At 60.2% G+C, this 23,200-nt stretch carries 20 protein-coding genes and 2 pseudogenes; 16 read left to right on the top strand and 6 right to left on the bottom strand.

All coding sequences use genetic code 11. From position 1 onward, the window contains the following. Positions 1 to 1,080, bottom strand: coding sequence for a glycosyltransferase family 4 protein (locus AB4Y34_RS20025; protein WP_368716972.1), 1,080 nt, complete (start codon positions 1,078 to 1,080; stop codon positions 1 to 3). Positions 1,081 to 1,222: 142 nt separating this feature from the next. Between AB4Y34_RS20025 and AB4Y34_RS20020 the strand changes: the two genes are divergently transcribed. The 3 genes from AB4Y34_RS20020 to AB4Y34_RS20010 all read left to right on the top strand — a co-directional run bounded on the left by AB4Y34_RS20020 (position 1,223) and on the right by AB4Y34_RS20010 (position 2,708). Continuing rightward, positions 1,223 to 1,786: a hemerythrin domain-containing protein gene (locus tag AB4Y34_RS20020; RefSeq protein ID WP_176380547.1), complete on the top strand. Its 564-nt coding sequence runs from the start codon at positions 1,223 to 1,225 to the stop codon at positions 1,784 to 1,786. 136 nt (positions 1,787 to 1,922) lie between these two features. Further along, the gene (locus tag AB4Y34_RS20015; RefSeq protein WP_176111751.1) at positions 1,923 to 2,195 is read left to right on the top strand and encodes a DUF6723 family protein; all 273 of its coding nucleotides are present in this window, start codon (positions 1,923 to 1,925) and stop codon (positions 2,193 to 2,195) included. A 246-nt stretch (positions 2,196 to 2,441) separates the two neighbouring features. Further along, the gene (locus AB4Y34_RS20010; RefSeq protein ID WP_368716971.1) at positions 2,442 to 2,708 is read left to right on the top strand and encodes a DUF2934 domain-containing protein; all 267 of its coding nucleotides are present in this window, start codon (positions 2,442 to 2,444) and stop codon (positions 2,706 to 2,708) included. 14 nt (positions 2,709 to 2,722) lie between these two features. On the opposite strand, the gene nadE is transcribed toward AB4Y34_RS20010, so the two are convergent. Both nadE and AB4Y34_RS20000 read right to left on the bottom strand, forming a co-directional pair. Continuing rightward, positions 2,723 to 3,583 carry an ammonia-dependent NAD(+) synthetase gene (nadE, locus tag AB4Y34_RS20005; protein ID WP_368716970.1) on the bottom strand — a complete coding sequence of 287 codons (861 nt, stop codon included), beginning with the start codon at positions 3,581 to 3,583 and terminating at the stop codon, positions 2,723 to 2,725. A gap of 14 nt (positions 3,584 to 3,597) precedes the next feature. Next, positions 3,598 to 4,110 carry a CinA family protein gene (locus AB4Y34_RS20000; protein ID WP_368716969.1) on the bottom strand — a complete coding sequence of 171 codons (513 nt, stop codon included), beginning with the start codon at positions 4,108 to 4,110 and terminating at the stop codon, positions 3,598 to 3,600. A 217-nt stretch (positions 4,111 to 4,327) separates the two neighbouring features. On the opposite strand from AB4Y34_RS20000, the gene AB4Y34_RS19995 reads away from it, so the two are divergent. From AB4Y34_RS19995 to AB4Y34_RS19985, 3 genes are all read left to right on the top strand, one after another. Next, on the top strand, positions 4,328 to 6,367 hold the full coding sequence (locus tag AB4Y34_RS19995; protein ID WP_368716968.1) for a protein-L-isoaspartate(D-aspartate) O-methyltransferase: 2,040 nt from the start codon (positions 4,328 to 4,330) through the stop codon (positions 6,365 to 6,367). 320 nt (positions 6,368 to 6,687) lie between these two features. Then, positions 6,688 to 7,992 carry a cation:proton antiporter gene (locus tag AB4Y34_RS19990; protein ID WP_368716967.1) on the top strand — a complete coding sequence of 435 codons (1,305 nt, stop codon included), beginning with the start codon at positions 6,688 to 6,690 and terminating at the stop codon, positions 7,990 to 7,992. Between the two features lie 209 nt (positions 7,993 to 8,201). Continuing rightward, the gene (locus tag AB4Y34_RS19985) at positions 8,202 to 8,618 is read left to right on the top strand and encodes an organic hydroperoxide resistance protein (protein WP_368716966.1); all 417 of its coding nucleotides are present in this window, start codon (positions 8,202 to 8,204) and stop codon (positions 8,616 to 8,618) included. Positions 8,619 to 8,724: 106 nt separating this feature from the next. Here AB4Y34_RS19985 and AB4Y34_RS19980 read toward each other — a convergent pair whose 3' ends face one another. Next, entirely contained in the window at positions 8,725 to 9,459 is a 735-nt protein-coding gene (locus AB4Y34_RS19980) for an ABC transporter substrate-binding protein (protein WP_368716965.1), read from the bottom strand. Between the two features lie 41 nt (positions 9,460 to 9,500). Further along, positions 9,501 to 10,394, bottom strand: a complete 894-nt coding sequence (locus tag AB4Y34_RS19975) for a GntR family transcriptional regulator (RefSeq protein WP_368716964.1) — start codon at positions 10,392 to 10,394, stop codon at positions 9,501 to 9,503. A gap of 340 nt (positions 10,395 to 10,734) precedes the next feature. On the opposite strand from AB4Y34_RS19975, the gene AB4Y34_RS19970 reads away from it, so the two are divergent. The 6 genes from AB4Y34_RS19970 to AB4Y34_RS19945 all read left to right on the top strand — a co-directional run bounded on the left by AB4Y34_RS19970 (position 10,735) and on the right by AB4Y34_RS19945 (position 19,655). Then, complete coding sequence (locus tag AB4Y34_RS19970) at positions 10,735 to 12,534, top strand: PQQ-binding-like beta-propeller repeat protein (RefSeq protein WP_368716963.1); 1,800 nt, start codon at positions 10,735 to 10,737, stop codon at positions 12,532 to 12,534. Between the two features lie 660 nt (positions 12,535 to 13,194). Next, complete coding sequence (locus AB4Y34_RS19965; RefSeq protein WP_368716962.1) at positions 13,195 to 14,361, top strand: hypothetical protein; 1,167 nt, start codon at positions 13,195 to 13,197, stop codon at positions 14,359 to 14,361. Positions 14,362 to 15,142: 781 nt separating this feature from the next. Then, positions 15,143 to 16,408 (top strand): flippase, encoded by a 1,266-nt coding sequence (locus AB4Y34_RS19960; protein ID WP_368716961.1) that lies wholly within the window; start codon positions 15,143 to 15,145, stop codon positions 16,406 to 16,408. Further along, the gene (gene glf, locus AB4Y34_RS19955) at positions 16,398 to 17,486 is read left to right on the top strand and encodes a UDP-galactopyranose mutase (RefSeq protein WP_368716960.1); all 1,089 of its coding nucleotides are present in this window, start codon (positions 16,398 to 16,400) and stop codon (positions 17,484 to 17,486) included. The genes AB4Y34_RS19960 and glf overlap by 11 nt, the downstream gene beginning before the upstream one ends. Before the next feature lie 41 nt (positions 17,487 to 17,527). Further along, positions 17,528 to 18,622, top strand: a complete 1,095-nt coding sequence (locus tag AB4Y34_RS19950; RefSeq protein WP_368716959.1) for a hypothetical protein — start codon at positions 17,528 to 17,530, stop codon at positions 18,620 to 18,622. 136 nt (positions 18,623 to 18,758) lie between these two features. After that, the gene (locus tag AB4Y34_RS19945) at positions 18,759 to 19,655 is read left to right on the top strand and encodes a DUF707 domain-containing protein (protein ID WP_368716958.1); all 897 of its coding nucleotides are present in this window, start codon (positions 18,759 to 18,761) and stop codon (positions 19,653 to 19,655) included. A gap of 1 nt (position 19,656) precedes the next feature. Here AB4Y34_RS19945 and AB4Y34_RS19940 read toward each other — a convergent pair. Beyond that, a pseudogene (locus AB4Y34_RS19940) lies at positions 19,657 to 19,788 on the bottom strand (IS6 family transposase); the annotation flags it as partial. Positions 19,789 to 20,084: 296 nt separating this feature from the next. Here AB4Y34_RS19940 and AB4Y34_RS19935 point away from each other — a divergent pair. The 4 genes and pseudogenes from AB4Y34_RS19935 to AB4Y34_RS19920 form a co-directional block, all read left to right on the top strand. Further along, a complete protein-coding gene (locus AB4Y34_RS19935; RefSeq protein ID WP_368716957.1) occupies positions 20,085 to 20,561 on the top strand; it encodes a hypothetical protein in 477 nt (158 codons plus the stop codon). Continuing rightward, positions 20,558 to 20,929 (top strand): hypothetical protein, encoded by a 372-nt coding sequence (locus tag AB4Y34_RS19930; protein ID WP_368716956.1) that lies wholly within the window; start codon positions 20,558 to 20,560, stop codon positions 20,927 to 20,929. Before AB4Y34_RS19935 ends, AB4Y34_RS19930 begins: the two co-directional genes overlap by 4 nt. A gap of 449 nt (positions 20,930 to 21,378) precedes the next feature. After that, the gene (locus AB4Y34_RS19925) at positions 21,379 to 22,359 is read left to right on the top strand and encodes a glycosyltransferase family 2 protein (protein ID WP_368716955.1); all 981 of its coding nucleotides are present in this window, start codon (positions 21,379 to 21,381) and stop codon (positions 22,357 to 22,359) included. Between the two features lie 210 nt (positions 22,360 to 22,569). Then, a pseudogene (locus AB4Y34_RS19920) lies at positions 22,570 to 22,742 on the top strand (IS6 family transposase); the annotation flags it as partial. Between the last annotated feature and the right edge of the window lie 458 nt (positions 22,743 to 23,200).

Genomic DNA, 23,200 nt, shown 5'->3' with positions numbered 1-23,200 from the left:
TTACACCGGCGCGGGCTGACTGCCGGTCGCGCGCGGATGGTCTCGTGTGTCGCGTGCGAGCAGTGCGTCGTAGATCGTCAGGTAGCCGTCGGTCATGCGCGAGGCCGTGAAGCGGCGCTCGAACGCGTGGCGGCACGCGTCGCGCCCGATGCCGTCGATGCGCGCAACGGCTTGCACGGCCGCGTCTACGTTGTCGACGATCAGGCCGCTCACGCCGTCTTCGATCAACTCCGGCACCGCGCCGCGGCGAAACGCGATCACCGGCGTACCGCACGCCATCGCCTCGATCATCACCATGCCGAACGGCTCGTCCCATTCGATCGGCAGCAGCAACGCGCATGCGTTCTCGATCAACCGCCGGCGCGCGAGGCCGCCGACTTCGCCGAGGTATTCGGTGAACGTGGTCGAGCGCCGCAACAGCGGATCGATGCGCTCGCGGAAATAGTCGCGCTCGCCGGGATGAATCTTCGCGGCGATCTTCAACGGCAAGCCGCTGCGCCGGGCGATTTCGATCGCGAGATCGGGACGTTTCTCCGGCATCATGCGGCCGAGGAAAAGCAGGTAGGAACCGGCTATCGGCTGAAACGAGAACTCGTCGAGCGGCAGGCCGTGATGGACCGTGCCCTGCCAGTTCGCCCACGGCACCGGCCGGCGCTGACTCGCGGAGATCGACACCACCGGCACGCGGGCGAATTCGCGAAACAGCGGGCCATGATCGTGCGGCAGCAGACGGCCGTGCAGCGTCGTCAGCGTACGGCACGGCAAGCGCTCGGCCCACGCGAAATGCAATGGCTCGCCGTGAAAATGAACGACGTCGAATTGATCCGCGTCGCGAATCACGCGCGCGAATTGCCGGACGTGATGCGTTTGCGTGTCCCACACGTTCGTGTCGCGCCAAAGACCGCGCGGGCAAATTGGCACGAGCCGCGCGGCGGTCGTCGAATCGGCGCTCGCATAGAGCGTCACGTCGTGGCCGCGGGCGACCAGTTCTTCAGTCAGATACGACACGACGCGTTCGGTCGCGCCGTACGCGAACGGCGGCACGCTTTCGTAAAGCGGAGCGATCTGGGCGATTCTCATCGGGCGTTGAAAAGAGGGGAGGGAGGTTGGCGCGCAACACGCCGCGCCGGACCAACAGCAGCAATCGACGTACCGCCACGCGACCGGTCACACGGTACGGCGTTTGCTCGATGCGGGCACTTGACCGATCAAAGGAGCCGCCATGAACGACCGCGCAACGCAATCCGCTTCTAACGACACGAAGCCCACCGCTGCACGCGAAACCGCCAGCGCACCCGACGCGCTCGCGCTGCTCGAAGCCGATCACCGCGCCGTCGAAAAGCTGTTCGATGCGTTCGGCAAGTCGCGCGGTGACGAGCGCGACACGCTCGAAGCCAAAGCCGCGCTGGCGCAGCGTGCGTGCGAAGAGCTGACGATGCATACGATCATCGAGGAAGAGCTGTTGTATCCGGCCGCGCAGCAAGCACTACCCGACGACGGCAAGCTCGATGTCGATGAAGCCTACGTCGAGCATTTTCTGGTGAAGACGCTAATCGCGAAGTTCACGACGCTGAAGCCGGGCGACAAAGGCTTCGACGCGACGTTCAAGGTCATGGCCGAACTGGTGCGGCATCACGTCGAGGAAGAGGAAGGCGAGCTCTTTCCGGCCTTGCGGCGCACCGGCTGCGATCTCGCGGGGCTCGGTAAAAAGATCGCGGCGCGCAAGGAAACGCTGCAAGCGCGGCTGGATCAGGCGGGCAGCCGGGCAGTTGGCGACAGGACCTGATTGGAAACCCTAAAGCGTCGCTGCGACAGTCCCGTTCATAAGTCGACACTTACGGACGAACGCACCCGTTTGCATGTCCATTAACATCGATTTCAGGAGGGCAAAACTGGATCGCCTGATGCAGGCAGGGGGAGCCATGTCAAGGAGAAAGCTGAAACTCACGCAGTATCCGGCGGCAGCGATCGCCTCGCGCGACGATTTTTCGATCTACGTCACTGCGCGACGCAGCGCCGATGGACGTTTCTATGCCGATCTGCTGGTGAGCCGTAAAGTGGATGGCCGCCGTCTGTTCCCGTTCGATGGCGCGCCCGAAGTCGGCCCGTTCAACAGCATCGAGGAGGCGCGGCTCGCCGCCGAGGAGTACGGCGCGCGGATCGTCGCGGCCGACCTTGCCTGCCCCGAGGCGTAAGCGCGCGGCCTGGGTAGCGCGCGGCGACCCGCCGCGGTGACGACGGCATCCCCATCAAACGCTTGTCCCGGTTCACGACCGGCACACGGTGGAGTTGTGTGGCAGCCGCTCTGTTGCTGACGTGATGCCATCGACCCAACGCGCGCCGCGCGGAACAACCCTTGCTCGCCTTTCGCTCGCCGTCATCCGGACCCGGCGCGCGCGGCGCCGTGCCGCGGCATCGCTCACGTTCACGGAGAAACACATATGGACAAGGAACTCGAAGCCCGCATCCGCACGCGGGCATACCAGATCTGGGAAAACGATCCGTCGCCGGAAGGCAGAGCCGACGACCATTGGGAGGAAGCGCGCCGGCAGATCGAGGCGGAAGGCGCTGCCGCGCCGCAGGAGCCGACCGATCAGTCCGCCGATCGCGACCGCGGCTCGCGCATCGCGCCCGAACAGCAACTGCAGGAAACGCCGAGCGAGGACATCGAAGCGCCGAAGCGCGCCAAACGCCCGCGCGCCGGATAAGCGGGCGCCGCGCTCTACACCGACGCCGACGATCGCGTCGGCGCCACCGGCAGCGCGCGTTTGTGGCGCGTCGCCATGTAAAAGCGGCGAATCGTCGTCAATACTTCATCGCTGACCGGCTTGCCTTCGAGAAAGTCGTCGATGTCCCGGTAGCCGATGCCGTAGCTGTCTTCGTCCGGTTTCTGCGGCGTCAGCGATTCGAGGTCCGCCGTCGGCACCTTCTCGACGAGCCGCTCCGATGCGCCGAGCGCATGCGCGAGTGCGCGCACGCGGCGCTTCGTCAGACCCGCCAGCGGCAGGATATCGGCGCCGCCGTCGCCGAACTTCGTGAAGAAGCCCATCAGCGATTCAGCCGCATGGTCGGTGCCGATCACCACGCCGACCCGCGCGCCCGCAATCGCGTATTGCGCGATCATACGTTGCCGCGCCTTGATGTTGCCGAGCACGAAGTCTTCGTGAAAGTCGTCGACGTACTGCACGTTGCCTCGCTTGAGCGAAGACAGCATCGCGTCGGCGGGCTCCTTGATGTTGACCGTCAGCGTTTCGTCGGGGCAGATGAACGCGAGGGCGGCCGCGGCGTCTTCTTCGTCGCGTTGGCTGCCGTACGGTAGACGCACCGCGACGAAGTGCGCTTCATAGCCGGTGGCACGCAGACGTTCGACGGCAAGCTGCGCGAGGCGTCCGGCAGTCGACGAATCGACGCCGCCGCTGATGCCAAGCACATAGGTGTGCAAGCCTTGCGACGCCAGGCAGTCGCTGAGGAACGCGACACGCCGCTCGCGCTCGCGGGCCACGTCGAAATCGCGCTCGACGCCGAGTTCGTCGATCACTGCCTGCTGCCACGCGTCGGTGTCGAAGGAAGGGTGCAGATTCATCGTTGGGCCTCTCTTCAGTGGTCCCGCTCGATGCGCGGGAGTTGATCGAAGTAATGCTCGACGCGCGACAATGCATACAGCGCGGCGGCCGAACGCACGTCGTTGCGGTCGCCCGAAAAGCGCCGCGTCTCGGCGAACGTGACGAACTGATTGCCGGGCCGTCGGAACGACCATGCGAAGCATTGCGTGCCCGCTGGCGGGCTGTCAGCGGAGCCGCCATCGGCAAGCCCGGTGTTCGATACCGCGATGTCAGCGCAGCAGCCTTCCTGACGCAGCGCACCCTCGGCCATTTCGCGCGCGACCGCTTCGCTGGTGAGCCCGTATTGCTTCATCGTGCTTTCCCGCACACCGAGAAAACCTGCTTTGCCTGATGGCGAGTAGCTGACGAAGCCGACATCGAGACAAGCACCGCTACCCGGCACGCTAGCCAGATACGACGCGATCTGGCCGCCGGTGCAGGATTCGGCGGTCGCGAGCGTCAGACCTCGCGAGCTGAGGAAGGACACGACCTGCATTGGAACGTTCATGATTTTCGCCCTTGTTGTGCGACGGATTCGGACCGGCGTTTTGTTCGTGCAAAAGCTCAGCAAGGATCGGTCCGCGCGCGCTTCACGTTTCGCGCATCGCCAATGGTTCAAGCCGGCGGTATGCTCATTGCTGAAGCGTAGAAGAGCAGCGAACTCGCGCGCGGCCCCGTCGCGATGCGTGGCGCGCGCAGCGCTGCGCATTCGCGAGGAGGCGGCGATGGGCGATTTCGACGAAGCGCGCGCATGGATGGTCGAGCGGCAAATCGTGCAACGCGGCGTGCGCGACGACTTCGTGATCGAGGCGATGCGGCGCGTGCCACGCGAAGCGTTCGTGCCGTCCGATCTGCGCGACTTCGCGTATGACGATACGCCGCTGCCGATCGGCGGCGAACAGTCGATCTCGCAGCCGTACATCGTCGCGAAGATGCTTGCGGCCGCCGAATTGCAGCCCGGCGACCGTGTACTCGACATCGGTACGGGCTCCGGCTATGCGGCCGCGATTGCCGCGGAGATCGCGGGCCGGGTGGATTCGATCGAACGCGACGCGAGCCTCGCAGAGGGCGCGCGCGAGCGCTTGCAGCGGCTCGGCTACGAGAATGTCGAAGTGCATGTCGGCGACGGCACCGCGGGTCTTGCCGCGCATGCGCCGTATAACGCGATCATCGCGGCGGCGGGTGGGCCGCGTGTGCCGCAGGCGCTGCGCGTGCAGCTTGCGGTCGGCGGACGGCTCGTGATGCCGGTCGGCAGCAGTCCGAGCCGTCAGCGGCTCGTGAAGATCGTGCGGCGCGACGAGCACGATTACGACGAACATGAATTCGCCGACGTGCGCTTCGTGCCGCTCGTCGGTGACGACGGCTGGCCGGCGCCGGGCGGCGTGCCGCATGCGGATTCGCGGGCCACGCCTGGGCCGGCCACGCCTGAGCCGGCCGCGCCTAAGCCGGCCGCGCCTAAGCCGGCCGCACTCGAACTCGAGCTTCGCGACGCGGCCGAACCGTTACCCGATATCGATTCCGCGGAATTCGCGGCGTTTTTCGACCGCTTCGCCGGGCGGCGCGTCGTGCTGCTCGGCGAGGCCAGTCACGGCACGTCGGAGTTCTATCGCGCGCGGGCGGCGATCACGCGACGCCTCGTCGAGCGGCACGGCTTTTCGATGATCGCGGTCGAGGCCGACTGGCCCGATGCCGCGATCATCGACCGGCATGTGCGCGACCGGCCGATGCCCGGCGAACGGTCTCGACCGTTTCGCCGCTTTCCGACCTGGATGTGGCGCAACACCGATTTCATGAGCTTCGTCGCGTGGCTGCGCTCGCACAATGCCCTGCACCGCGACAGCGAGACGCGCTTTTACGGGCTCGACATCTACAGCCTGTCCGAATCGATCGACGCGGTGCTGCGCTATCTGGACAGCGTCGACCCGGCCGCGGCGCGCATCGCGCGCGGGCGTTATGGGTGCCTCAGTCCGTGGCAGAAAGATCCCGCCGTGTATGGGCGCGCCGCGTTGAGCGGCGGCTACGCGCAGTGCGAAGAGCACGTGGTCGCCCAGCTCGGCGATCTGCTGAAAAGCCGGCTCGACTATGCACGGGAAGACGGCGAACGCTTCCTCGACGCGGCGCAGAATGCGCGGCTCGTGGCTGTCGCCGAGCACTACTATCGCGCGATGTATTACGGCGGACCGCAAAGCTGGAATCTGCGCGACACGCATATGTTCGACACGCTGCGTCATGCGCTCGACAGTCACGGGCCGCAGGCGCGTGTGGTCGTGTGGGCCCATAACTCGCACATCGGCGACGCGAGCGCCACGCAGATGGGCCGCGTGCAGGACGAGATCAATTTGGGCCAGCTGTGCCGCGCGCAGTTCGGCGACGCGGCGGCGCTGATCGGCTTCGGCACGCACAGCGGCACGGTCGCCGCGGCCAGCGACTGGGACGGACCGATGGAAGTGAAGACCGTGCGGCCATCGCTCGATGGCAGCGTCGAATTCAGCATGCACGCCACTGGCCTCGCACGCTTTCTGCTCGACCTGCGGCCCGGCGTGCACGACGCGCTGCGCGAACGGCTGCGCGCATCGCTGCTGGAGCGCTTCATCGGCGTGATTTATCGTCCGGAGACCGAGCGGTATAGCCACTACGCGGAAGCGTCGCTGGCCGATCAGTTCGATGCGTTCGTGTGGTTCGATCGCACCAGCGCGGTGACCACGCTGCCCGTTTCCGCCGACGAGAAGTACCACGCGGCGGAGACTTTTCCATTCGGTGTATGAGCGAGGAACACGGCTTGCAGCGGAGCGGACAGTGCATATCCAGCTTATCCAAACCGGGGAGCCGCTCATGAACAAGGTTGTACAGCGCTTGATCATTGCCGCGATGTTCAGTGTTGCGAGTGACTTCATCTGCGCGCAAGCCGTCGAGTGGGCCGGGACTCAGCCGGCTGTCGCCGCGCCGCCGTTGCTATTCGCGCAGGCCGGCAAAGACGCGGGCACCGAAGGCGGCGCGGGCACGGCAGGCCAGTCGGGCACGCCACCCGGCGAATTGAGCCGCGACCAGACGAAACGCGAACAGGCGGGGCGCGCGCGATTCCACTATGAGAGACGAACCGGTCTGGTTCCTGCTGATCGGCGCACTGCTCACGTTCATGGCGGTCGCGCGCGGTCCGATCCGCCGCTTGCCGCTGACCGGCGCGATGATCTATCTGCTGGTCGGCGTGGCGGTCGGTCCGGCCGTGTCCGGGCTCGTCGGTGTCGATCTGCTCGCCAATACCGTGCTGCTCGCGACGCTCGCCGAAGTCGGGCTCGTCGTGTCGCTGTTTTCGATCGGCATGCATCTGCGCGTGCGGCTGCGCAATCCATTGTGGTGGTTGCCTCTGCGGCTTGGCGGGCCCGCGATGATCGTCACCGTTGCCTTGATGTTCGGCTTCACCGCCTGGCTGACCGGACGCGCGGACGGCGCGGCGTTGTTCCTCGCGGCAGCGCTCGCGCCGACCGACCCGGTGCTCGCCAATGAACTGCGCGTGACCCAGGCCGGCGACGACGAACCCGTGCGCTTCGCTTTGTCGGGTGAAGGCGGGCTCAACGACGGCGCCGCCTATCCGTTTGCGGTGCTGGGTCTGACGCTTGCCGGCGCGAGGCTGTTCGGCTCCGGCAGCGGCGTGCATTTCGCCGGCTCGGTGCTGTGGGGGATCGTCAGCGCGCTCGCGGTCGGCTGCGTATCCGCAATCGTGTTCGCGCGCGCGATCTTCTTGCTGCGCACCCGCTACGGCGAAGCGATCGGTCTCGACGGCTTTCTCGCGCTAGGGCTGATGGCGACGTCATACGGCGCGGCGCTGCTGGTGCACGCGTATGCGTTCGTGGCGGTATTCGTGGCGGGCGTCGCCGTGCGCCACGAGGAATTGCGCTCGACCGGCGACAAGAACCCGTCCGAAGTGCTCGACGAGGTGCAGCACGGCGAAAGGGCCGATGTCGCGAAAGACCCGGAAAAGGCGCATGCGATCCTCGCCGAATCGATGATGGGCTTCACGCGCGAAATGGAGCGGCTCGCGGAGTTGTCGCTGATGTTGATCATCGGCTGCGTCGTGTCTGCGCATTGGCGCGAGATGCTCGACGTGCGCGCCGTGTTGCCCGCGGTGTTTCTGTTTTTCGTCGCACGGCCGCTGTCCGTCGTCGTCGCGATGATGGGTGCGCGCATCGACAGCAGCCAGCGGTATCTGATGGCATGGATGGGGATTCGCGGTGTCGGCGCATTTTACTACCTGATGTTCGGCCTCGAATACGCGCGCGGCGCGATGACTCCGCTGCTGTCCGCGGTGCTCGATGCAATCGTGTTGTCGGTGCTGCTGCATGGCTCGACCGCGAACTATCTGCTGCGGCGGTATTTCGACCGGCGTCGCTGAATGAAGCGACGGGCGCGATGGCGTGCGCTAGTTGCCGCGCGCCGCTCCTTGTATCGCAATGTATCAGCGCGGCCCACGGATACGTGCGCATACCAAACCCGCTGATCCAGACACATGCGAGATACGTCGGCGCGTTCAAATACGTCCAACGCAAGTTCGAGCCCGGATTTGCAGATATCACATCACTGGATCAACAGGAGTAAGCCACCATGACCCGCATCGAAAACGTGCTGTACACCGGCAAGACCCATACGACCGGCGGCCGCGAAGGCGCCGCGCGCAGCTCGGACGGCCGTCTCGACATCAAGCTGTCGTCGCCCGGCACCTCGGGAGTTGGAACGAACCCCGAGCAGTTGCTGGCTGCCGGCTGGTCGGCGTGTTACATCGGTGCGCTCGGTTTGGCGGCGCGCGCGCTGCACGTGTCGTTGCCCCCCGATACGAGCGTCGATGCCGAAATCGATCTCGGCACCACCGATGACGCCTATTTCCTTCAGGCGCGTCTGTTCGTCAGTCTTCCCGGTGTCGAGCGGGACGTGGCGCACGCGTTGATCGAGCGCGCGCATTTGACCTGCCCGTATTCAAAAGCGTTGCGCGGCAACGTGGATGTGCAGACTACGCTCGTTTGAGGGTTGGTCAGGGTAGTATGTGGCGGCGCGGCGCCGAAGTATCGGGCGCGGCTCCGCCTTTCTGTTACGCCCCGCTTGCTACGCGTTGTCGGCTTGGAGCCGACGGCTACTCCGCAGGCGCTACGGACGCCCCGGCGATCCCATGTCGCGCGAGCGATTCCGCCACGAAGCCCGACGCTTTCACCTCTTCGACAAACGAACGCAGCGCCCGAGCCGCCGCTTCGCCGCGGCTCTTCGGTACACCCATCGCCTGCCGGATCACCATGAAGCGCTCGTCGAGCAGGCGCAGGCCGGCCGTTTGCTTCGCATCGGCTTCGAGTTGCTGCTTCACGCCTGCCGCCACTTCCAGCTGCTGCTCGATGAACGTCGGCACGACACTCGGTGAACTCGGCGCGCGGACGATCTGCGCGGCTTTCAGCTCGCGCGTGAGGAACAGATCGTACGCGCTGCCTTTGCCGACGACGACCCGGTTGTGCGCCTGATCCACATCCTGATTCGACCGCACCGGAGAGTCGTCGCGCACCAGATAGAAGCCTTCGATCAGTACATACGGCGCGGTGAATTCAATCGTTTCGCCGCGCAATGGATCGATCGCGAAGAAGCCGAAATCCGCGCGTTCCTCGCTGACGGCCTGCACCGATTTGGCGGCAGTATCGAATACCACCAATTCCAGTTCGACGCCTAGTTTCGCGGCGAACGCGCGCGCGAGATCGATCGATACGCCGAACGGCTCGCCGGACCCCGCATGGCGATTGGCGAGGATCGGATTGCCGAGATTGATCGATGCGCGCAGCTTGCCCCTGGGCGTGAAGGCGGTGACGACGGAGGGATCGATAGTCATGGAGGTTCTCGTGGCGACCGCGTTCAGGGCGAAGGGCGGTCTCAGGGTTCAAGGAGTTCGCTGATGCGGGACAGCGCGTCGAGCGTATGCAGCAGGTGCTGACGCATCGCTTCCGATGCTTCTTCGTTGCGCTCCTGCTCCAGCAGTTCCAGCAGATGCAAATGCTGCTTCGCGTGTTCGACATAGCGCTCGCGATGCTGCATCGAGCGATACGACAGCAGACGGCGCACGCGGTTCACGCGCCGGATCGTGTCGATGAAAAAGCTGTTGCCCGAAGCCTCGACGAGCGACTCGTGAAAGCGCACGCCGCGATCGTGCAACTGGTCGGCGGTATCCGTTTCGATGCCGCCCGCGAGCAGATGCTTCTCCACCTCGCGACACCGCTCCAGCACCTTGCGCTCGAGCCGGTAGCCGGGCTCGAGCAGTGCCGCCGGTTCAAGGGCGAGGCGCAGCCGGTACGACTTTAGCAGGCTGTCGGGCGTGGTCAGCATTGGCGAGAACTGCCAGCCATAGCCCGGTTTGCGTTCGGCCCATCCTTCCCGCGCGATGCGGCCGAGCACCGCGGTCAGTTGCGCGCTGGTGAGTACGTAGCGGGTGCGGATCAGCTGCTCGGAGAATTCATCGGGCAATTCGTTTTTCAGGCGGTCGTCGGCGATCTGGAAATAGGCGCGCGTCACGACGTCGGTCTCGGCGAGGCGCAGTTCGTCGTCCACGTCCGCAAAAGATTCGGAGAGCGGCTTCGCGAGGAAGAAGCCGCGATTCTTTTCCCGCGTCAAGATGCCTTTCTCGTGCAGCAACGCGAGCGCTTCGTTCACGGGGGAACGTGAGACGCGCAGACGGTCGGCGAGCATCTGTGCGGGCAGGTGCGCGCCGGCGTCGAGTCCTTCGCTCTTGATGAGCTCGACAATCTGCTTGGCGATGGATCGATCGATCATTTGGTTTGCCTTCGGCCGCAACGTCAGCGCAGCGGCGGCGGATGGCACGTCGATTGAAAACGGCTCAGGACGGGGTGGCCGGATGTGCCGATCTGCTTCCAGCGAAATCGCGCATTCGGATGAAGCAGCCGAACGGTGTTTGAGCCTTGCATTACTCAATAGGGACAATTCCCCGTCCGCCAGACGGTAGTCCATCGCGGCCATTTCTTGCGGTTGAGTTTAGATGGCGTACGATTAACCTCACGTTAGCAAAGCGCGTATGAAGTAGTAGATTCGAGGCGAGAAGTCGCGGTGCGCCGTCTACCCAATGCTAACAGCAATATTTGCAAGAGGTGGCTACATGAAAAGCGCACACAGCGTTATCGACGCATCTCGGCTCGTCGCAGTTTTGATCCTCGCCTGCGCGGCGGGCTCGGGCTCGGGCGCACAAGCGCAAAGTTCGAACGCGGCACCGGCTGCGGCATCTGCGCCGGGTCTTGCGGTAGCCGCTCAAGCGTCGTCAAACGCACTGGACCCATTCCCTCATGGCCCGCACCAGCATGGCGTCGGACCGAAAGTGCCGCCAGCCTTCGCCCTCGATGGATCGGACGTAGACAAACAGAACGGCGGAGACAAGATCAATCCGAATAATTTCCTCGACGACCGCGGGCCGGCGGTGGATACGCCGTACCAGGCTCCCGAAACAGCGACTGCCGCTACATTGAGCCGGACACCAGGGGCCGTCGCGGCGCCAACCTTTACGACAACCGACTGGCCGACGTATGGTATGAACAGGCAGCGGACTGGGTATAACCCAGTCGAGACGGTGCTCACCCAGACCAACGTTAGGACGTTGATAAAGCACTGGGACTCACCTGTGCTGGACGGTGCCATCCTGACTCAGCCGGTACTGGCTGTCGGGGTGATGATCAACGGGGTGCCAACCGATATCGTCTATGTTGGGACAGAGGGGAACAGTACATATGCACTGAATGCCGCGACAGGGAATATCATTTGGAAAAGCGCCCCTATCCCTCAAGCTATCTTGACGTCGGCCTGCCAGGGGCTGTTCCAAGGCAAGATCGGGGTGCAGGGCACGCCCGTCATCGACCATGCCAACAACCGGATTTTCGTTGTGAGCGGGCGAGGCTACCTGCATGCGTACAACCTGCAGACCGGCGTGGATCTCCCGGGCTTCAACCTGCTACTTCTCGACCCAAACAACGCTACTCCAATAACGATGGTCTATGGCGGCTTGACGCTCAGTCCCGATGGTTCGTCGATATACGTGGGGACAGCCGGTGACCCCTGCGATACGGAGCCGTACCATGGACAGGTCGTCCGCGCGTCCACTACCAACCCAGCTGCGATTCTGCAACGCTGGTACCCAACCGGCGCAAGCGGGCCAGATGGGGGCGGTATATGGGGTATGGGAGGCGTATCGATTCCGCCCGATGGGACGGTCGTCTATGCACTCACAGGCAACGCATTCGCCAATCCGGAAAATGCCGCGTTCGCGGAGCACGTCGTGAAGCTCACGCCGACCCTGGCGGTAGCCGCGTCGAACTCGCCGCTTTCTCCGCCCCTCTCGGACGTCGACTTCGGCGCTACAGCATTGCTCTTTCAGCGTCCCACCTGCCCGACGATGCTCGCGGCCTACAACAAGTCCGGCAACCTGTTCATTTATAACCGAGCCACTATTCAGCAGCAGGGCCCCATTGAAAAGTTGACGATTTCCCAAACTTCAGCCGACGGCAGCAACATAGGCCTTCCTGTATTCGACCCGGTGCTGAATCGGCTTTACGTCGTGTCCCCTGGCGGTTCGGGGAGCAACAACTTATACCAACACGGGGTGATTGCACTGTCGATCGACAGCAACTGTACTGTGAACCCCAAACCCGTGTGGACGGCGCAAGTCGGCTTGAACCAAGTCGCGTTCAACCCGGCTATCCCGCCCGTCGCCGCAAATGGTGTGGTGTATTACGCAGACGGTTTGGGCAACGACTTTTATGCATTGGATGCCGCGGACGGGACCATACTCTTCCACGACCAATACACGCCAGCTCAAAACGGCGAGGGCAACTTCGCGTCGCCGATGGTCGTGAACGGGCAAGTCTTCGTCGCTGGTGGCGACCACGTGGTTCATGCCTATGGCCTCTGACTGCTAAACCCGTTAGCGATACGTAACTTTTTCGCAAGCATAGCCACTCTGCTTTTATTGCGCAGTGATTCGCAGTATCGCGCCGCTGCGCGCGTCCTGCTGACCCGTCGCAATTCGATGTCGTCGAGGCGTTCCCGGCGCGCGCGCCGCATCGCGCCGTCGCGGTGACGCGCGCGAGTCGACGTTGCTCTCGCACGCAAATACAAGGCTCCCCGGGCTTCTAAACGTAGAGCGAGTTGGGCATCATGATGGCCATGCCGCCCACCGCCATCCCTGTCGCGGAATTGCCGGTCGAGCCTGATGCGCTACAGGCGTTCGCGCTCGAACAGAACGCTTCGCGCGCTGTGTGCGCAAGATCGTGACCGGTCGGCAGTTGTTTGCCTCAATACTTAAAGTAACCGTTCGCCGCCGAGAGGAGGGGCGACGCGCTATGGAATGCGACTTCATTTCATCGTTGCTTGTACTATGATGAACCGGCGTGTCCCCGTCTTGTCTCTTTAGTAGCCGCGATCGGTGCTGCACCCTGAGGCGCGGTTATTAGTATCGGCACTCTTGGTGTTCGTAAATTCGTGATGTAGACGACGCCAAATTCAGTGTGTCCCGATACTCGCATGTATGTTCCTTAGACAATGTGCTCGTCGGCACCTACGAAGGAGTAGCATGACTGCATCCCGTTCTAACGCGGCATCGAGGCGAGTCGCTATTCTGGTCCTGCTCTGTCGCGACTACGCAGCGCTCGAACTAACCCTCGCCAGTCACATGGCGTACCGGCCACCAGGCGTCGAGTTCATCCTGCTTCAGAACTGCAGGGGCGGCTATGACGCGGAACGCACGCTTGCCGTCGCGCGGCGCTATGCAAGACTTTTTCCGGGCATCGTTCGGGTCGTCGACGACATTCCGCCTGGCCCCCCTTATCGCACGATCAAAAAACTACTCTCGCAGCCGGCATTCGCCGAAATCGACCTGATCTGCAAAGTGGACGACGACGCGTTTCCGATCGCCGGCGGGTGGCTCGACAAGATGCTCGCCACGTACGACGCGGCGGAAAAGGAAAGCGGGAACGAGCTTGCCTACGTCACTCCCCTCATCAACAACAACAACTGGGGCTTCCCTGAGGTGATGCGCGTGATGAACCTGGAGCGCGAGTACTTCACGAACCAGGCGCATCCGCATTTCGTCGGGGCCGACGGGGACAAGCGCTATCCGCTGCGAATCATCCCTGCGGAGCAGATCGAGATCGGCACCAATGGCACGATATGGGGCTATCCGCACATCGCGCGCTGGCTACATGAACGGACGACGCTGCAGCCTGATGCTTTCATCGCCGCCACTCGGGACCTCGAACCTTGCGAAGTGCCGGCGGAATCACGCTATTCGATCGGCTGCATTCTTTTTCGCAAGCAGTTATGGGACATGATCGACGACGGTGGGCAAGATGACGAGCACATGATGCATATGTACTGTGCGCGGCACCGGCTGAGAATCGTCTGTGCGCGCAGCGTGCCATTCGTGCACATCGCGTACTTCACCCAGCGCGAGGAGAACCGCGACATCGTCGATGCCGCTCGCACGCTTTACGACGGGAGGCTTGGCCATCCCTTCCCGATTTCACTCTACGCGGACCGTGAACGCGATATCGAAGCGCGGTTGCGCTGGCTCGAAGACCACCCGCCGCAGGCCACCAAGGGGACGCTTGAAGCGTCGAAGCGGGTCAGTCGCGCGATCTATCGGCGAGTGCGCACGCTGTGGAAGAACGGTCGCCGAGCATGGGATGTCGTGACTGGCAAGCGCGATGCGACGAGCGGCCGGAGGTCTCCGTCACCATAACGTCTTCTAGTGCTTCATGAGAAGCGTCCATTGCCGCCGACCCTGCGAAATGCGTCATCTGGCACATAACGCAGAGCATGCGCTGCTATCTATCGAATCGAGTGCGCCCAGCGCTTGTTCGTGGCGGTGACTCTCGTACCGGCTAGACCGATGGCGCCGAAGTGGCCACGGTAGGCCCCCGAACGAGTGGCGGAGACTACTTTGTCACCGGAAATAGCCGCAGCAGCGAGGCGCACGCGGAAAGGTACTCCCAACCATCCCATGGCGACGCTCTCGCGCCGGTGTGTAGATAGCTATTGACATACTTGTCCGGTCCACTATCGAAGTGGAGAATGCGCCAATACCTCTCCACTTTGTGCCGGTTGCTGACATTGGTGCAGCGAAGCATGTACAAATTTCTAAAGTACTTCGTTTCCTGGCCGCACCTGGTCGACCTTTCGTGGGATTGCGCCGCAACGGCACAAACCCGTTTTACCTAATCAATTGTCTGCTTATTTCAGTTCCTTGCGATTCTCGTGGCGATTCGTTTACGGTGCGCCACGAATTTCATCCGAGTCGGACAACAGTGACGCATCCGCGCCCGACCAGTGCGGACTTGCGGCTTATTGCCGGTAGCGGTGGCTTCCTCGGACGAAGAGTCGGGGAGCCGGTAGCAAGGCCCAACCGGCGTCGGCCTGATCAGGTATTCGCTTCCGCGGAGACCTTACTCGCACTCCGCCCAGGAGATATAAAGATCTGTCTCCAAGCGATCCTTCATCGATGTATTGACAACGGCTAACTCATGACGAGTCCACTCCGACACAACATCGTTGCGCTGTCAGTTCTGCAAGCAGCCAACATGCTGCTGCCGCTTGCAACATTTCCCTACCTGTTGCGTGTTCTGCGCCCGGAACACTTCGGTGCGTACGTCTTCGCGCAAGCCTTAGTTGGTTATCTCGTGCTGCTGACGGACTACGGTTTTAACTGGTCAGCGACTGCTCACGTCGCACGGGTCCAAAAAGATCGGCACGCGGTATCGAAGATCTTTTGGGCGACGCAAGGCGCAAAGGCGCTTATCGCTTTGGTCTGCTTCGCCATCCTGCTTGTAGCGGCGTTCTTCGTAGCAAGATTGCGCGAACTGCTGCCGGTTCTGCTGGCTACCTATCCGGTCGTTATCGGAACGGTCCTGTTTCCACAGTGGCTTTTCCAGGGCTTGGAGCAGATGACGTTTACTACGGTCTCCACGTTGAGCGCGCGGGTGCTACTGCTTCCGCTAACGTTCTTCCTGGTGCACTCGCCGGCCGACACGTGGATCGCGTCGCTCATCAGTTCGATGAGCGTGATTGCTGCCGGAGTCGTCGCATCGATCCTGATCGCAAAAAACCGACTGATCATCCCCTTGATGCCGAGCATGGCGGACGTCATCGAAGCGCTTCGTGAAGGCTGGCACATGTTCATTTCCACGGCAGCGATCAGTCTGTACACAACCACTAATAGCGTGTTGCTTGGATTTATTGCGGGAGACGTCGCTGTTGGCTACTTTGGCGTAGCCGACAAGATTCGGAACGTCGCCCAGGCGCCGCTCGTACCGTTCGCCAACGCAATTTACCCGCGCGTGACGGCGCTCTTTTCCGAAGACTCCGAAAAGGCGTTCGGGCTGGTGCGCAAGATGCTCTACCTGGGGGGCTCGGCCATGTTGCTGGCTTCGGTCGCGCTCTGGGCCGGCGCCGATTTGATCATTCGCATCGCCGTGGGCCCTGGGTACGAACCAGCGGTCATCGTCCTTAAGTGGATGGCCCTCCTGCCGCTGCTCATCTGTCTAAACAATGTACTGGGCGTTCAGGTGATGCTGCCGCTCGGCATGAAGAAGAGAGTCAGCGAGATACTGGTCGTCTGCGGCTTGATCAACCTTGCCCTGCTCGTGCCTCTTGCATCGGCTTATGGCGCTCAGGGCGCGGCAATGTCAGTGTTTGCCACCGAATTTCTGGTTACGGCCTTGATGGCTCTCCACCTGATCAAATGCAAGATTCCAGCTTTTTATACGAGGATGCGCAGAGATGAATTATGACTTCCTTATCGTAGGCGCCGGCTTTGCAGGCGCGGTCTGTGCCGAACGTCTGGCGGCAAGCGGCAAGCGTGTGCTAGTCGTAGACAAGCGAAATCATATTGGCGGCAATGCATATGACCGCGAGGATGAGAACGGTGTGCTGATCCATCCGTATGGTCCGCACATCTTTCATACGAACAGCAAGCGGATATTCGAGTACCTGTCGGGTTTTACCGATTGGCGCTTCTACGAGCATCGCGTAAAGGCCTATGTAGACGGGGATCTGTATCCGATACCGATCAATCGCACGACGATCAACAAGCTATATGGCCTCGATCTGAGCGAGCAGGACACGATCGCGTTCCTTGAGTCGGTACGTGAAGCGCGAGAGGTCAATACGACCAGCGAGGACGTGGTGCTGAGCAGCGTTGGCCCGGATCTGTGCGACAAGTTTTTCCGTGGCTATACGCGCAAGCAATGGGGACTCGATCTGTCTGAATTGTCAGCGGGTGTCGCTGCGCGAATACCGACGCGTTCGAACGACGACGACCGGTACTTCACCGATACTTTTCAATTTATGCCGGCGCACGGCTACACCGCGATGTTCGAAAAGATGCTTGACAGTCCAAATATCGACCTGCGTCTGTCGACCGACTATGACGTGGTGAAAGCGAATATCGAATGTGGGCACGTTGTGTACACTGGACCGATCGACGCGTATTTCGGGTATCGGTTCGGCAAGCTTCCGTACCGCAGCCTCCACTTTCAACACCAGCATCTGAGCGACGTGGAGCGTTTTCAGACGACGGGTACCATCAACTATCCGAACGATCACGAATATACGAGGATTACGGAGTTCAAGCACCTCACCGGGCAACAGCATCGAGGAACTTCGATCGTAAAGGAATATCCGCGAGCCGAAGGCGAGCCGTACTACCCGATTCCACGCAAGGAAAACGAGGCATTGTTCATGCGCTACAGCGCGCTCGCGGAGACAGTTACCGATGTGACTTTTGTGGGCAGGCTGGCGCAGTATCGCTATTACAACATGGACCAGGTCGTTGGTGCGGCGCTCAAAGCAGTAGAAACACTCGTCTAAAGGAGCAGTAATAAGATGTACTCGTCCTACGAAGGAGAAGCATGACTGCATCCCGTTCTAACGCGGCATCGAGGCGAGTCGCTATTCTGGTCCTGCTCTGTCGCGACTACGCAGCGCTCGAACTAACCCTCGCCAGTCACATGGCGTACCGGCCGACAGGCGTCGAGTTCATCCTGCTTCAGAACTGCAGGGGCGGCTATGACGCGGAACGCACGCTTGCCGTCGCGCGGCGCTACGCAAGGCTTTTTCCGGGCGTCGTTCGTGTCGTCGACGATATTCCGCCTGGGCCCCCTTATCGCACGATCAAAAAACTATTCTCGCAGCCGGCATTCGCCGAAATCGACCTGATCTGCAAGGTGGACGACGACGCGTTCCCGATCACCGGCGGGTGGCTCGACAAGATGCTCGCCACGTACGACGCGGCGGAAAAGGAAAGCGGGAATGGGCTTGCCTACGTCACCCCGCTCATCAACAACAACAACTGGGGCTTCCCTGAAGTGATGCGTGCGATGAGTCTGGAACGCGAGTACTTCACGAACCAGGCGCATCCGCATTTCGTCGGGGCCGACGGGGACAAGCGCTATCCGATGCGAATCATCCCTGCTGACCAGATCGAGAAAGGCACCAATGGCACGATATGGGGCTATCCGCACATCGCGCGCTGGCTACATGAACGGACCACGCTGCAACCTGATGCTTTCATCGCCGCCACTCGGGACCTCGAACCTTGCGAAGTGCCGGCAGAATCGCGCTATTCGATCGGCTGCATTCTTTTTCGCAAGGGGTTATGGGACATGATCGACGACGGTGGGCAGGATGACGAGCACATGATGCATATGTACTGTGCGCGGCACCGGCTGAGAATCGTCTGTGCGCGCGGCGTGCCATTCGTTCACATCGCGTACTTCACCCAGCGCGAGGAGAACCGCGACATCGTCGATGCCGCTCGCGCGCTGTACGACGGGAGACTTGGCCATCCCTTCCCGATTTCACTCTACGCGGACCGTGAACGCGATATCGAAGCGCGGTTGCGCTGGCTCGAAGATCACCCGCCGCAGGCCACCAAGGGGACGCTTGAAGCGTCGAAGCGGGTAAGTCGCGCGATCTATCGGCGAGTGCGCACGCTATGGAAATGAGCAAGGGCGCGCGTCGCCGAGCGGAGTGTGTCGTTTCGTGATTTCGCGCGGTTGGTGTCAGTCAAATGCAATTCTTCGCCAGTGACTGTCTTTTACGTGCCGCGCAATCTGCTTCTACGCATAGGGAAATTGAAAGATGAACAAGTACCTGGTCGTTCTGAGGTGTGGAGACAGTTCCTTGCATCCGCAATGGTTCAGCGGCGGACAGGCCCCAAACTTTGATTTGGTGCTGAGTTACTACGGGAAGAACGAAGATTATGCAGACATCTTTGCCAAAGCCATACATCGATTCAAAGGATCAAAATGGGAAGGTCTTAACGACTTCATGTTGCAAAATGCCGAATTGATTCTGCAATATCGTTACATCTGGCTCCCGGACGACGACATCCTGACGGATGTTCAAACCATGAACGACTTCTTCGAGTATGTAGAACGAGAGAATTTCGCACTCGCGCAACCCTCTCTCGACGAGAGAAGCTATTTCGGTCACCAAACGACGTTGCAAAACAGGGAGTTTGAATTTCGCGAAACAAATTTCGTGGAGTTGATGATGCCATGTTTATCTTCGAATGCTTTGCATGCGATAAAACACAGCTTCGGGATGAACAAATCAGGCTGGGGCCTCGATTTCTTGTGGCCCAAGTGGGTCGCCTCTTTTGGAAAGGTTGGCATTATTGATCGTTTTTCCGTGTTCCATACACGCCCGGTCGGTTCGGCTGGGAGCGGCATGGGAGACGATTCAAGGACGAGCCCAAGTTTTGAATTGAATCAGACGCTCGCCCAATACGGGATGCTGGACACTCCGATAAAGGTCATTCGTGGCAAAACAAGAGGTGTAGGCAAATCATATGCGAGCGGTCGACTGGGCAATCCAATGTTGTTCATTCATGCGGTAAAGGGCAGCAATCCGGTGCGACGGCAAGATATCGTCAGTTTTATGAGGTTGCTGAAAGAGTATCTCCCGTGGCTTCATCATATCAAGCGCACAACGTGGCCAATACATCCGGCTCCGGAAAGGCGCTCGAGCCGTTGAGAATGCCGCGCTCGAACAGCGGCTCTTCGATGTCGCGCAGGCTCAATTGGAAGCGGAAATACCATCGAACCACGCAGCTGATGACCCCAGCCGGAAAATGATGACCGTGATAGAGCGATTTCGATTTTTTCATCACGCCACTTTACCGGCCTCGCAAGCTGACAAAGCCGTCGGCAGTTGTGGTGAACGTCAGGATCGACTTGGCGACGGCGGAGATTTTCGATTAAATGATTAATTTGCCATACCCAACCATTGGCGACATTAGTCGGGCGAAAAGAGACATGCTCTAGAGATCGCATTTAGTCCTGGATAAACTCGTATAGCGTAGTCCGTTACCAGGCGACCACCTTCTCGCGTACGGCACGCCATGCCGAGCCTCCAATGGTATGCAGCGATGCTCTCAACGAAGCAAATCGAGGAGGGTAAATTATGAGCGATGCAAAATTTGCAACGTTCTGGAATGGTCCGGAATTATCTCCTTATGAAATCGCCTGTTTGAATACATTCACTGCTAATGACACCGAAATCGCTGTATATAGTTACAAACCCATCAGCAACTTGCCAAAAGGCGTGCTCGAAAAGGACGCCCGGTCGATCCTTTCCGCCGACTCGCTGAGCGCTTTTCCCGTTAATGGCGTTCCTTCAATGGCGCATTTCACAGATTATTTCCGGTTGATAATGTTTACCAAAACGGATGAAATCTGGGCGGACACAGATATTCTTCTCCTGAAACGATTCGACTTGACCATTGCGGGCGACTTGGTCGGCCGGGGAAAGCCGGATCTGCTTTGCACCGCACTCCTGCGCCTCGACCCGCGGAATCCACAGCTGCATGATGTAATTCGACGGGTAGAAGCGATGGAAAACACGAATATAAAATGGCGTGCTGCTGCTTCCATATTTTGACGGAAGTCTATGGTGCAAAGGCCGGCTTGCCTGAAAAAGTGTTTTATCCGGTGCATGCCGATTCCTATTATAAGGTATTTTTGCCCCACTATTTCGAAGAGTGCGCTGCGCTTTGCACCAATGCATATACGCTTAAACTTTGGAATAATCGTGTGGTTAAGCTTGGCGTGTTCAAACGGGTCTGTCCACCAGAGGGTTCATTCCTGCATCACGTGTTTGCCAGTACTGGATCCGATCAGCTTTTCGACGAAATCTACCCCGCGGATGTGATGCAGAGGTTGATCAGTAACGCCGAAGAGAGGGTCGGCCGCGATGAAGGCGTTCGCAAATTCATGCGAATAGCATTGGGGCGCGGGTTATCCAGCTAATTTGACGACACCGGATAAATTGATATCTGTTGGCGTATTCGTCTAATCATCGCCACAACGATTTCATTAAAAAATTCCTATTTGACATACTTGCCTGATCCACTGCCGCAGTGGTGGAATACGCCAATATCTCATCAATTTGTGCCGATTCCTGCAATATATTGGTACAGCGATGCATTCTAGTCTTTTAGAGTACCTTCGTTCCTGGCCGCATGCTGCTCGACTTTGTCCTATGATTGCGCCGCGAGGGCATAGTCTCGTTCTACGCGATTAATTGTCTGATTATTTCAGTTGCTGGCGATCTTGGTAGACCCAGACTGCCGGCACTTCAGGTCGGCCCGATTTGCTCCCACAACATGATTCGTGATTAGTTGATTTGTTCGCGAAGCAGGGATTTTGCGATATACAACGGGTAGTTCACGCCTCGTTTACCTCCAGGAGCATTGTCTATGTCCGCACCGAGAATCAGCGTTCTGCTGCCTATCTACAAGGTCGAGGACTATATCGAGGACTGTCTCGATTCACTGCTGTCACAATCCTGCACCGATTTCGAAATCATCGCCGTCGACGACTGCAGCCCCGATCGTTCCGGTGAAATCGCCGCCCGGGTTCTCGCGCAACAGGATCGCATTTCGTGGAAGTTAATCAGAAACATCGACAACAAAGGGCTCGCTGAAACGCGAAAAATCGCAGCATCGGAAGCGCGGGGCGACTATGTGCTCTGCGTTGACAGCGACGACCACGTCCATCGCGATCTCATTTGCACCGTGCTGCGCGAAGCCGACCAGCACGACGCCGATGTCGTCATTTTCGCCGCCGAGCGCATCAGTCCCGATGGCGCCGTCAACGCTCGGATCGATTCCGGCGACGGGATTATCAGTGGCGTGGAAGCCGTCCAGAAAATTCTCGAACTCAAGCTGCAAGCCTTTTGCTGGAACAAGCTTGTGCGCCGCTCCATCTTCGTCGCAGCCGATCATCCGTGCGGTCTCATTTTCGAAGACGTTTGCGTGTCGGTGCAAACGCTCGCCAACTCGAAAGTGGTGCGCCTCATTCCGGACAACCTCTATTCATACATGATCCGTGAATCAGGAATTTCGAGACGCTTCAACCCGCAGGTCGTCGACCTTTTTGCCATCATGGACCGCGTGGAAAAAAATACCGCGTCCCTCCCGATTACCGACTACAAGCGCCTCTTCTTCCGGCTCAAATACAGCTGGGCATTCCGCGCGATCGCGTTTCAGACCGCGATCACCGCGCCGACCTACCGCCTCGCGAGCCCTATTCTGCAAAGCGTATCGGAGAAGCTGCGCGTGAAGCACCTGTTTGGCCTGTTTGCCGATCGGCATCTGAAGCTTTCCATCACTATGACCATGCTCAAGATCCATCCGTGGATCTTTTATTGCGTCGTGAGACGCTTCAACCGCCGCTGACACAGCAGAATGCGCGATCCGGCACATCATTTAACGCCGAGCGCGTTGGAGATGCACGAGATCGCGTGACCGAATCGAACGTACTCTTGTTTCCCCCAACAGGTACGCCGAAAGTACTCGAACTTGTAGTTAATTGTTTCGCTTGCCGCTTACGCATCGCCGACTAGATATTGGGGCTTTGTCAGGTTGCGAGGCCGATCAGATGGCGTGATGAAGAAATCGAAGTCGCTCTATCACGGTCACCGTTTTCCGGCTGGGGCCATCAGCTGCGCGGTTCGATGGTATTTCCGCTTCCACTTGAGCTAGCGCGACATAAGCCGGGTAGTACATGGCATCTCGACGAAATGTTCGTCACGCTTCGTGGAGAACCGTATTCAATATTTCACCGGCAAATGCCGTAGCGATAATGGCCGTTTCGGCTTGCGCTCAGCACGATTTCGAACGCATTTCACGGACGCTCGAAAAGAAGGTATCTGCAATCGAGCGGATCATGGCTGACGGCGACAACGAACTTCGAGCCAATAGCGAACCCGAGGCACTTCCGTATTTCCGGAGAGGAGAGGGCAGGAGAGCTGGAAGCTCTATCGCGACAACGAATGTTATGCGGAAGTGTATGAGGTTGGACATGCGTAGATGCGATTCGTCGAGTTTTGGGACTGCGTGACGAGAATTACCAGGAATCGACTTGATGAACTGACAAAGCCAATCAATCAGTAGTCGGGTCTGAATAATTCGTTTTGGACGGCGCTTGCCCTCACGGCTGGTATTCGACAGCGATTGAGCGGTTGAGCAAAGCGGCCAGAACAGCGGCGTAAAAAAGCCTCAGCTTCCTGAGGATCAT

Source organism: Paraburkholderia sp. BR10954, assembly GCF_040965775.1.
GTDB classification, from domain to species: Bacteria; Pseudomonadota; Gammaproteobacteria; order Burkholderiales; family Burkholderiaceae; genus Paraburkholderia; species Paraburkholderia youngii.
Note: the sequence above shows the minus strand (reverse complement) of the source record. Positions and strands in the feature narration are given on the sequence as shown.

Coding starts and splice junctions, on each gene's coding strand:
- AB4Y34_RS20025 (WP_368716972.1), bottom strand. CDS start 1,080: ATGAGAATCGCCCAGATCGCTCCGCTTTACGAAAGCGTGCCGCCGTTC.
- AB4Y34_RS20020 (WP_176380547.1), top strand. CDS start 1,223: ATGAACGACCGCGCAACGCAATCCGCTTCTAACGACACGAAGCCCACC.
- AB4Y34_RS20015 (WP_176111751.1), top strand. CDS start 1,923: ATGTCAAGGAGAAAGCTGAAACTCACGCAGTATCCGGCGGCAGCGATC.
- AB4Y34_RS20010 (WP_368716971.1), top strand. CDS start 2,442: ATGGACAAGGAACTCGAAGCCCGCATCCGCACGCGGGCATACCAGATC.
- nadE (WP_368716970.1), bottom strand. CDS start 3,583: ATGAATCTGCACCCTTCCTTCGACACCGACGCGTGGCAGCAGGCAGTG.
- AB4Y34_RS20000 (WP_368716969.1), bottom strand. CDS start 4,110: ATGAACGTTCCAATGCAGGTCGTGTCCTTCCTCAGCTCGCGAGGTCTG.
- AB4Y34_RS19995 (WP_368716968.1), top strand. CDS start 4,328: ATGGGCGATTTCGACGAAGCGCGCGCATGGATGGTCGAGCGGCAAATC.
- AB4Y34_RS19990 (WP_368716967.1), top strand. CDS start 6,688: ATGAGAGACGAACCGGTCTGGTTCCTGCTGATCGGCGCACTGCTCACG.
- AB4Y34_RS19985 (WP_368716966.1), top strand. CDS start 8,202: ATGACCCGCATCGAAAACGTGCTGTACACCGGCAAGACCCATACGACC.
- AB4Y34_RS19980 (WP_368716965.1), bottom strand. CDS start 9,459: ATGACTATCGATCCCTCCGTCGTCACCGCCTTCACGCCCAGGGGCAAG.
- AB4Y34_RS19975 (WP_368716964.1), bottom strand. CDS start 10,394: ATGATCGATCGATCCATCGCCAAGCAGATTGTCGAGCTCATCAAGAGC.
- AB4Y34_RS19970 (WP_368716963.1), top strand. CDS start 10,735: ATGAAAAGCGCACACAGCGTTATCGACGCATCTCGGCTCGTCGCAGTT.
- AB4Y34_RS19965 (WP_368716962.1), top strand. CDS start 13,195: ATGACTGCATCCCGTTCTAACGCGGCATCGAGGCGAGTCGCTATTCTG.
- AB4Y34_RS19960 (WP_368716961.1), top strand. CDS start 15,143: ATGACGAGTCCACTCCGACACAACATCGTTGCGCTGTCAGTTCTGCAA.
- glf (WP_368716960.1), top strand. CDS start 16,398: ATGAATTATGACTTCCTTATCGTAGGCGCCGGCTTTGCAGGCGCGGTC.
- AB4Y34_RS19950 (WP_368716959.1), top strand. CDS start 17,528: ATGACTGCATCCCGTTCTAACGCGGCATCGAGGCGAGTCGCTATTCTG.
- AB4Y34_RS19945 (WP_368716958.1), top strand. CDS start 18,759: ATGAACAAGTACCTGGTCGTTCTGAGGTGTGGAGACAGTTCCTTGCAT.
- AB4Y34_RS19935 (WP_368716957.1), top strand. CDS start 20,085: ATGAGCGATGCAAAATTTGCAACGTTCTGGAATGGTCCGGAATTATCT.
- AB4Y34_RS19925 (WP_368716955.1), top strand. CDS start 21,379: ATGTCCGCACCGAGAATCAGCGTTCTGCTGCCTATCTACAAGGTCGAG.